The following is a 368-nucleotide window of genomic DNA, read 5'->3' on the forward strand; positions in this document are numbered from 1 at the left end:
AGAACCTGTTTACGATCTCCGGAGCAATAGAGCCAGGAAAGCCAAGTGGATGAACTGCAAGCTGGTATTCAGCTTCCGCTCGCAGTTCTTCCACAGCCTTCTGCTCTTTTCCAACCATGCGAAGCTGCGCTCAACAATCCATCGTTTGGGCATCACCTTGAACGTATGCAACTCGCTTCTCTTGGCAATCTGTACCGTCACATACCCGCCCAGAATCTCCCGCACTCCCTGCGCGAAGGGCTGGCCCACGTAGCCACTGTCGCACAGCAGGCTTTGCACCCGCTTGAGCCCACTCTGGCAGCGCGCTAGCGCTTTGAGGGCTCCTTTGCGATCAGTCACCTCCGCTGTAGTCACTGCTACCGCGTGCG

The 368-nt window shown here is 57.1% G+C and carries 1 protein-coding gene; it reads right to left on the bottom strand.

Going from position 1 to position 368, the window contains the following annotated elements; translation table 11 throughout:
• Positions 1-9 precede the first annotated feature (9 nt).
• Positions 10-368 (bottom strand): transposase (locus tag VI26_RS22865; RefSeq protein WP_048412055.1); only part of this gene is annotated, 359 nt, incomplete at its 5' end.

The organism is Chromobacterium sp. LK1, from assembly GCF_001043555.1.
Lineage (GTDB): Bacteria > Pseudomonadota > Gammaproteobacteria > Burkholderiales > Chromobacteriaceae > Chromobacterium > Chromobacterium aquaticum.